Below are 8,267 nucleotides of genomic sequence, written 5' to 3'. Positions count from 1 at the left end.
GTTTTCACCTAAGTAGGTGAAAATATTTTAATCGGGAAAGCCTTGTGATGATTATTATTACAGGGGTTCCCGATTATTTTATGCTTTTATGTTGCGGATATAAGGGATTATGATAGTTGGGTTATTTCTTAATAACATACCAGCAAATCCATATCGGTTTCGAAAGTGTGTTTTAATTTTTGCAGCTATGTGCAGTATGATTGGTTATGCTGCACTTAATTTAGAAAGGCTTACGGTTGAAGGAATGAGTTTTCCAAATTGGATTCCAATGACACTTACTCCGCTTGTTTGTTTCGGGATTTTTTACACCTTCTACAATGTTCCAAAATCGCTGAAATCGCTTGAAATCGGTAGAAAGGCAAAACTTTCCGAATGGATAATTGATGCTATTCTACTTTTTGCATTTCCCATAGGTATTTGGTTTATACAGCCCCGCTTGAATCGAATATATTTAGTGAACGAAATGATAGAAAGCGAGAATAGTAATACTCTAACAGCCAATTAAAGGCATTTAACCAACACGTAATGCTCACAAACAATAACGTCTGGTTGAGTTTGCTCATGGTTGTATTCCTTTTCTATGGCGCTTTATCTTCGGTATTAGGTGGCTGTTGGTTTACAGTCTACAGGGCTCCTGAGCCCTGCGAATAACCCCGGTTAACCTACTTCCCGTATTCAGCAGTTTATTTCCTATGGGGTTTCAATGCATTTATCTTTCTCGGAAGGAAATTTACTGGCATAAACCTGCCACCTCCACGTCCCTAACTCAACATAACAGCATACTTTCACACCAGCATAGGCTTACACTTTCGGTATACACCGGAGGGGCAAGCCTTTTTCTTTTGCGTGGGCGTAAGTCTCCAGCCCGGGGCATCGGCGGGGGATGGGTTGGGAGGCTTAGTCTGTTCCCGCCGATGCGCTCCACCGGTATGCTGGCGAGCAACGCTATATCATCGCCTTAGCCGAACCCATTAATTGCTACCTATTATGCTACCAGAATGCCGTTGCTAGCACGCCTTCTCCCTCCCTGCTCGCAGGGAGGGCAGGGGTGGGTATGCTACATGCCATCATCCACTTGGGCGCGCAAGCTGCACAACGCAAATCACCGCGAAGCGATTTTTTAGAACAAATCTTGCATAATATTTTCTCCCCCGGCACCCCATTTCAACATTATTCATACCTTAGGGCTAAAATAAAGCTCACCATAGGTGTGTTTATACATACCAAAATGGGTGGATAAACGGACATTTTGTCCGTTTATAAACAAGTTGTGCTCAATTGTAGAAAAATAGAACCTGCGAAATTGTAATTAAGTCTAAGGAATATGAAATTTGAGTTAATTGATAAAATTGAATATGACAATAACCTTGAGGCGTTTATTACTAACGCTAAAAATTTTTTGTCTCCAAATTCAATGTATGAGATAAAGGAAATTTATGCAGGTAATTATCTAAGAGGTGATAATCATTCACATATAGAATTGATTAATGTTAAAAAAGATAGGGTTTTATGGAAATTAAGGAATGGGATTGTTGCACGGGAACTCAAAAAGAATCTATGGACGATTAATTCAGACTTTTTCTATTTAGATATAATTGAAAAGGGTGGTAAAGTCATCTTTTATGACTTGAAAAATGATAAATATGAAGTTGCTTTTTATGATTCAAATCGATTAAATAGCATAGATTTTATACCATCAACGATTAATGGAGCAATAGTTTTGACTTACCCTTACCATTCTGAAATTGGCACAGATTGGAAGTATTACTTTCATAATCCGCTTTCGAATAATTTGATTCTATTAAATGACATTATTAAAAACAATAAACCTATTAGACCATTTGACAGCAATATTGAGGATACAATTATTGTACTTGATGAATCAGAATTATACATTGTAAATATTAAAGATTGTACAATTGTTGAAAGGAGTTCACTTCCTGTAAAATTGGATAATGAAGTAATACATTGGAATCATGGTTTTGTGATTGGGAACGAAATGTTTCTCAATCTTTTTCCAAACAAGGACAATCAAGAAGGTAATAAATATAGATTTAAACTGTGAAAAAATGCTTATAGATTATAATATCAAAAAACAATAAATAAAAAACAACTGAGCACAATTAATAGGACTTTAAGCGGCACGAAGTGCCCAGCGAGAGGTCCCGGTTGAACGACATCCCGGGTTAACGGTTTCTTTCTATGGGTTTTTTAAGGGTTTTATCTTTCTCGGAGGGAGATTTATCGGCATAAGCTGGCAACCTGCTCGTGCCTAACTCATCAGAACAGCATACTTTCACACCAGCATAGGCTTACACTTTCGGGTTACACCGGAGGCGCAAGCCTTTTTCTTTTGCGTGGGCGTAAGTCTCCAGTTCGGCGGCATCGGCAGGGGATGGGTTGGGAGGGTTAGTCTGTTCCCGCCGATGCGCTCCACCGGTATGCTGGCGAGCAACCCTATATCAGAGCCTTAGCCGAACACATTAATTGCTACCTATTATGCTACCAGAATACCGTTGCTAGCACGCCTTCTCCCTCCCTGCGCGCAGGGAGGGCAGGGGTGGGTATGCTGCATGCCATCATCCACTTGGGCACGCAAACTGCACAAAGCAAATCACCGCGAAGCGATTTTTTAGAACAAATCTTGCTTAATATTTTCTCCCCCGGCACCCCATTTCAACATTATTTATACCTTAGGGCTAAAATAAAGCACACCAAAGGTGTGTTTATACATACCAAAATGGGTGGATAAACGGACATTTTGTCCGTTTATAAACAAGTTATAGCCCATTTTAAAAAAAACACAAAATGACAGAAACACCGAAAATCTTTATATCCTATAGTTGGACAAATCCAATTCAACAAGACTGGGTAATTAACTTAGCTGAACGTCTTGTTTCGGACGGTATTGATGTGGTTATTGATAAATGGCAATTGAAAGAAGGTCAAGATAAATACAACTTTATGGAGACAATGGTTAAATCTCCTGAAATTAGTAGAGTTTTGATAATTCTCGACAAAAAATATTCTGAAAAAGCAGAACAAAGAACAGGTGGTGTTGGAACGGAAACACAGATTATTAGCCCTAAAATATATTCTGATGTTTCTCAAGAAAAGTTTATCCCAATTGTTTATGAAAAAGATGAAAATGGAGATGCTTATACACCAACTTATTTGAATGGAAGAATATATATTGACTTGTCCGACCAAGACCATTTCGAAGAAAATTATGAGAATCTGTTAAGGAATATATATCAGAGACCTGCATATAGCAAACCGAAATTGGGAAAAGCTCCAAGCTTTATCTTTGATGATTCTCCAATGACACATAAAACTACTTTTATTATCAGGAGTTTAGATAATCAAATGGTTAAAAATCCTAAACGGATTAATTCTATAATGCGAGATTTTCTTGAAGAGTTTTATAACGATTTAAAAGGCAATTCAATTACTTTTTCGGCAAGAGACGCTTTTACTTTCGGAAAAGAAATTTGCGAAAACATAAATTCTTATACGCCATTACGCAACGACTACATTAGTTTTATTGACAAAATTACAAAAAGTGAAATAGAATTTGATATTGAGGTTCTTATTCGATTCTTTGAGAAACTTCCTCTTCTGACTTATCCTCAAGAGGATAGAGGAAGTTGGTCTCCGAGTGAATATGATAATTTTAGGTTTATCATTCATGAACTCTTTTTGTATTCAGTAGCAATAGGACTTAAAAATGAGAATTACAAATTTGTTGAAGAATTGCTTTATTCAAGTTATTTTTTCAATGACAAATACGAATATAAAAAAGAGCCACAGCGGTTTGAGAAATTATATAACAATGTAGACTTGATTGACCAGTATTACAATCAAACATATTCTTCCAGTTTTTTTAGTCCAATGGCTGACTTTATTATTAAGAGAGTTCCAGAGGATATGAATCAGAATCACATAATAGATGCCGACTTAATTTGTTATTATGTTTCTGTATTAGAAAATATTAGGTGGTTTCCAATGACTTATGTTTACAGGACCAGAGGACGTTTTGAACTTTTAGACAGACATATTTCCTTAAGACATTTTGAAAAAGTTAAAATACTTTTTAATGTTAAAAATCCAAAAGAACTTAAAGATAGATTGACTTCAATCAAAGAAAAAGATACGAATCCAGATAGAATGGGTTATTCAGGTTCATTTGATAGAGTATTACCAATTTATAATATTATTGATATAGAAAAAATTGCAACGACAAGATAAGAAAAACGGGCTATAATAAATAGGACCTTAAGCGGCACGAAGTGCCCAGCAAGAGGTCCCGGTTGAACTACTTCCCGGGTTAACGGTTTCTTTCTATGGGTTTTTCAAGGGTTTTATCTTTCTCGGAGGGAGATTTATCGGCATAAGCTGGCAACCTGCCCATGCCTAACTCATCAGAACAGTATACTTCCACACCAGCATAGGCTTACACTTTCGGTTTACACCGGAGGCGCAAGCCTTTTTCTTTTGCGTGGGCGTAAGTCTCCAGTTCGGCGGCATCAGCAGAGGATGGGTTGGGAGGGTTAGTCTGTTCCCGCCGATGCGCTCCACCGGTATGCTGGCGAGCAACCCTATATCATTGCCTTAGACGAACCCATTAATTGCTACCTATTATGCTACCAAAATACCGTTGCTAGCACGCCTTCTCCCTCCCTGCTCGCAGGGAGGGCAGGGGTGGGTATGCTGCATGCCATCATCCACATGGGCGCGCAAACTGCACAAAGCAAATCACCGCGAAGTGATTTTTCAGAACAAATCTTGCATAATATTTACTCCCCCGGCACCCCATTTCAACATTATTTATACCTTAGGGCTAAAATATAGCACACCAAAGGTGTGTTTATACATACCAAAATGGGTGGATAAACGGACATTTTGTCCGTTTATAAACAAGTTATGTGGCAACCTTAACACACAACATTTAAAACACTTACAATGAAAATGTTTTCAGAAAAAACAAGTAAAATTTTAATAATGTTCGGAATTGGACTATTTCTCATTGGAATTGTTCTTTTCTTTTGGCAAAATTTAAGGTTTGATATTTCACAACAAATAGATTCAAATAAATTTAGTCAATTCGGAGATTTTGTTGGTGGTATAATTGGTTCATTATTGGCTTTTGCCGGTGTAATATTATTCTATGTTGCTTTGACAGAACAAAGAGAAGATATAAGAATAAATCGTGATGTTTTAAAAACACAGGTAAATGCATTGGAGCAACAAATAAAGGAATTTGAATTACAAAGGGAAGAGTTAGAATTGACAAGAGAAGTATTTGTGGATCAATCTAAAACACTTAAATTACAACAGTTTGAATCGACTTTCTTTAACTCGATGACTCTTTTAAACAATATTATCGGTAATATTTCATACACAGTTAATAATACCCCCACTTACCAAAGACCTGGAGATGAACCTGCATTCCCTCAGCCTGATAGATCAAAAACTTATTTAGGTAGAGATTGTTTCGACTTCTTTTACAAAGATTTGAAAAGTGAGTATACTAAGTTAATAGCAGATTATTCATTAAAGAATATAAAACAAGTTTATGTTCCAAATTCTGATTTTAATATTCCAAAAGAAGTCAAAAATGAGTTTGCATTAGCTGCTTGGGATAATTTCTTTGATTATACTCACTCTGATTTAGGTCATTATTTTAGAACTATTTATAATATAGTTAAATTTATAAATGATAAAAAACCAGAGAATCCTAAATATTATACAAATCTCTTGCGTTCTCAATTTTCAACTTATGAACATTTATTACTATTTTATAATTGCATTTCAGAATTTGGTAATGAGAAGTTTAAACCATTGATAATAGAATATTCGATGCTTGACAATCTTGCTTCTTCTGAACTATTAGATAATGAACATCGTGAATTTTATCCAGAAAAAGCATATGAATAAAAAAAGGCAGCCGCTAACATCGGTTCAAATTCAAGCGGGGTTTTAGTAGTATTTTGACAATTTATGCTATCTTTAATTTTCTTAACGGGTGATAGTAAAACAAGGCGGAAATCCCCGCCAAAATTTAACCGAAGACCGTTATGGGCAAGCATAAGAAACCGTCACCTACACAAGATTCGTTCAAATAATAAAGTGATTATTTAATTTTTAAATAGAGCTAATATGAATATATTTAAGAATTTTTTTGGAAATACTAATGAATCTGAAAAAACTTCTAATGAACATCAATCATCGACAGATTCCAACAATTCTCAAGGTGAGAATTTATTTTATCCAATATTAAAAGTGGGACATTCATCAGCTCAGAAAATTACAACCGCTGATGGACAAATACTTGATTTGCCAGAATCATCTTTACCAGTGTTTCAACAAATTGGGAAAACAGAGCTTTCAGTTATTATTGGAGTTGACAAAGGTTCTCATTTCGAATGGCTTCAGAATAAACATTTAACTAAGTCTGTTGATGAAACTATTAAAGAAGCATTTAAAATTTTAGTTTCTAAAGATAAACTGGGGATAGGACAAATTGAAGATAAAGGTCTCGAAAATTGTAAAATAGGAATACTTCAATCAGAAAGTGGACTCGCGTCAAGTTATATTCTCGTAGAAAGTATTTGGGAGAAAATATATTCATTTTGCAACTCGACAGATATAACTTTCATAGTTCCAAATCAAAATAGTTTTATTTTTTGTTCCTCCAGCGATAAAGATTTTTTTTCCGCTGAGCTTTTTCTTAATGCAATGACTGAATACTTGCCAAATACTGAACCTAAACCATTAAGTAAAAATATTTTCATTAAAAGGAAAGGTGAACCAATAATACAGAAAGATTGAAAAATGCCAGCCACCAATAAATAGGACCTTAAGCGGCCCGCAGTGCCCAGCGAGAACCCCGAAGGGCTCATGAGCGTAGCGAATAACTTCCGGTTAAGGGATAGCATAAACCTGCCACTACTCATACAATTTACCATCGCCTACCTCCTAAACCAAAAAACCCGCTCATCGCGGGGTTTTGGCTTCTAGGCCCTATTCCTTTTCAAGGCCAATATTCAGGTCGGTCGATTCACCTCTGGCTACCGAAATGGTAAGCTCCTGCTTCTTAAACCCTATTTTTTCTACCGTTACGCGATAGGTGTTTTCGTGTAGCGAGGCGCGGAATTTGCCTTTATTGGCGCTCCTCTTCACAACGGGTTTGGTTGGTGCGGTTGCGGCTGCCTTGGTTGTTCCACCATTAGTAGCTACAAAGGTTATTGTTGCCCCTTTCATCGGTTGGCCTGTTGTGGTATTGGTTATGCATCCTATAACAGAAGTTGCAAAGCCACCGGTTGCTATTACAATGCGTGCGGTTTTGAATTGGCTATAAAATTCAGGTTTTGTGGTTTTAAAGAGCTCGATGTCCAAATCTAACCTCTTTGCCAGAAGGTTGTCGGCTTCCTTAAAATACTTGGAGAGGTTTTCTGTAGCAGTTTTAGCTTGCGATCGTGCTGCCTTTGGCTGGGGTAGCGAAGCTGAATATTCTGCAATGGAATTTTGTAGCTTTGCAAATATATCTTCGGTAACACCGTAAGTTTCAATGGCAGGAGCGTTGGCACGTGCCTTAGTGTAAACGATGTTGCACATGGCTACCACATCGTTGTCTCTCGCTTTTTTCAAATCGGAAGCTGTATACTTGATGCTTTCGAGCAACTCTGAATTATTTTCGACGTTGGCATACGATTGCACCCTTTTTTCTACAAATAGCGTGTTGACTATCATTATTTCACGCTTTTCGGATTTGCTTATAGTTACACCACTTATTCCAAGGGCTTGAATGTCTCTATTTGCTTCTATTAGAGGTATTTTTTCAGCCCAAAGGTTATACGTTGCTGCAAATACAGCATTGGTTGTCCACGTTGCTTGATACTTTTCGCATGTATTCTTTACAACGTAGTACATGCTTAGCTTGTCTTCTTGGTTTGAGGTCATACTGACTGAATTTAAGGGTTGATATTAAACAAGTTCTGATTACCTATGCCTTAAACAAGATTTAGCCGCTTATAATCCTCGATTCTCACCCACATGATTGACTTTCTATACTATATTCGAGGATTTATTTATTTTATCACTACGTTTATTTACTTACAATCTATTTTTCTATATGCAAATTATGAATTACTTTTAAATATCACTATATTATTTTACCTTATATCCGCAACATAAAAGCATAAAATAATCGGGAACCCCTGTAATAATAATCATCACAAGGCTTTCCCGATTAAAATATTTTCACC

Annotated in this window: 6 protein-coding genes; 5 read left to right on the top strand and 1 reads right to left on the bottom strand. The window is 36.6% G+C overall.

Translation table 11 applies throughout. The features are described 5' to 3' along the window. Window positions 1–187 precede the first annotated feature (187 nt). The 5 genes from BLS65_RS16505 (at window position 188) to BLS65_RS16485 (ending at window position 6,831) form a co-directional block, all read left to right on the top strand. Window positions 188–505, top strand: a complete 318-nt coding sequence (locus BLS65_RS16505) for a hypothetical protein (RefSeq protein ID WP_125869923.1) — start codon at window positions 188–190, stop codon at window positions 503–505. Between the two features lie 819 nt (window positions 506–1,324). Next, entirely contained in the window at window positions 1,325–2,065 is a 741-nt protein-coding gene (locus tag BLS65_RS16500; RefSeq protein WP_092440918.1) for a hypothetical protein, read from the top strand. Between the two features lie 743 nt (window positions 2,066–2,808). Beyond that, window positions 2,809–4,248 carry a toll/interleukin-1 receptor domain-containing protein gene (locus tag BLS65_RS16495; RefSeq protein WP_092440917.1) on the top strand — a complete coding sequence of 480 codons (1,440 nt, stop codon included), beginning with the start codon at window positions 2,809–2,811 and terminating at the stop codon, window positions 4,246–4,248. 714 nt (window positions 4,249–4,962) lie between these two features. Further along, window positions 4,963–5,937, top strand: coding sequence for a putative phage abortive infection protein (locus BLS65_RS16490; RefSeq protein ID WP_092440916.1), 975 nt, complete (start codon window positions 4,963–4,965; stop codon window positions 5,935–5,937). A gap of 222 nt (window positions 5,938–6,159) precedes the next feature. Then, complete coding sequence (locus BLS65_RS16485; RefSeq protein WP_092440915.1) at window positions 6,160–6,831, top strand: hypothetical protein; 672 nt, start codon at window positions 6,160–6,162, stop codon at window positions 6,829–6,831. Window positions 6,832–7,023: 192 nt separating this feature from the next. Here BLS65_RS16485 and BLS65_RS16480 read toward each other — a convergent pair whose 3' ends face one another. Beyond that, a complete protein-coding gene (locus BLS65_RS16480; RefSeq protein WP_092440914.1) occupies window positions 7,024–7,962 on the bottom strand; it encodes a carboxypeptidase-like regulatory domain-containing protein in 939 nt (312 codons plus the stop codon). Between the last annotated feature and the right edge of the window lie 305 nt (window positions 7,963–8,267).

This window comes from Williamwhitmania taraxaci, from assembly GCF_900096565.1.
In the GTDB taxonomy this organism is placed as follows: domain Bacteria; phylum Bacteroidota; class Bacteroidia; order Bacteroidales; family Williamwhitmaniaceae; genus Williamwhitmania; species Williamwhitmania taraxaci.
Note: the sequence above shows the minus strand (reverse complement) of the source record. Positions and strands in the feature narration are given on the sequence as shown.

Excerpts from the sequence above, each read along its gene's own strand:
- BLS65_RS16480 (WP_092440914.1), bottom strand. The coding sequence starts at position 7,962 with ATGACCTCAAACCAAGAAGACAAGCTAAGCATGTACTACGTTGTAAAG.
- BLS65_RS16505 (WP_125869923.1), top strand. The coding sequence starts at position 188 with ATGTGCAGTATGATTGGTTATGCTGCACTTAATTTAGAAAGGCTTACG.
- BLS65_RS16500 (WP_092440918.1), top strand. The coding sequence starts at position 1,325 with ATGAAATTTGAGTTAATTGATAAAATTGAATATGACAATAACCTTGAG.
- BLS65_RS16490 (WP_092440916.1), top strand. The coding sequence starts at position 4,963 with ATGAAAATGTTTTCAGAAAAAACAAGTAAAATTTTAATAATGTTCGGA.
- BLS65_RS16485 (WP_092440915.1), top strand. The coding sequence starts at position 6,160 with ATGAATATATTTAAGAATTTTTTTGGAAATACTAATGAATCTGAAAAA.
- BLS65_RS16495 (WP_092440917.1), top strand. The coding sequence starts at position 2,809 with ATGACAGAAACACCGAAAATCTTTATATCCTATAGTTGGACAAATCCA.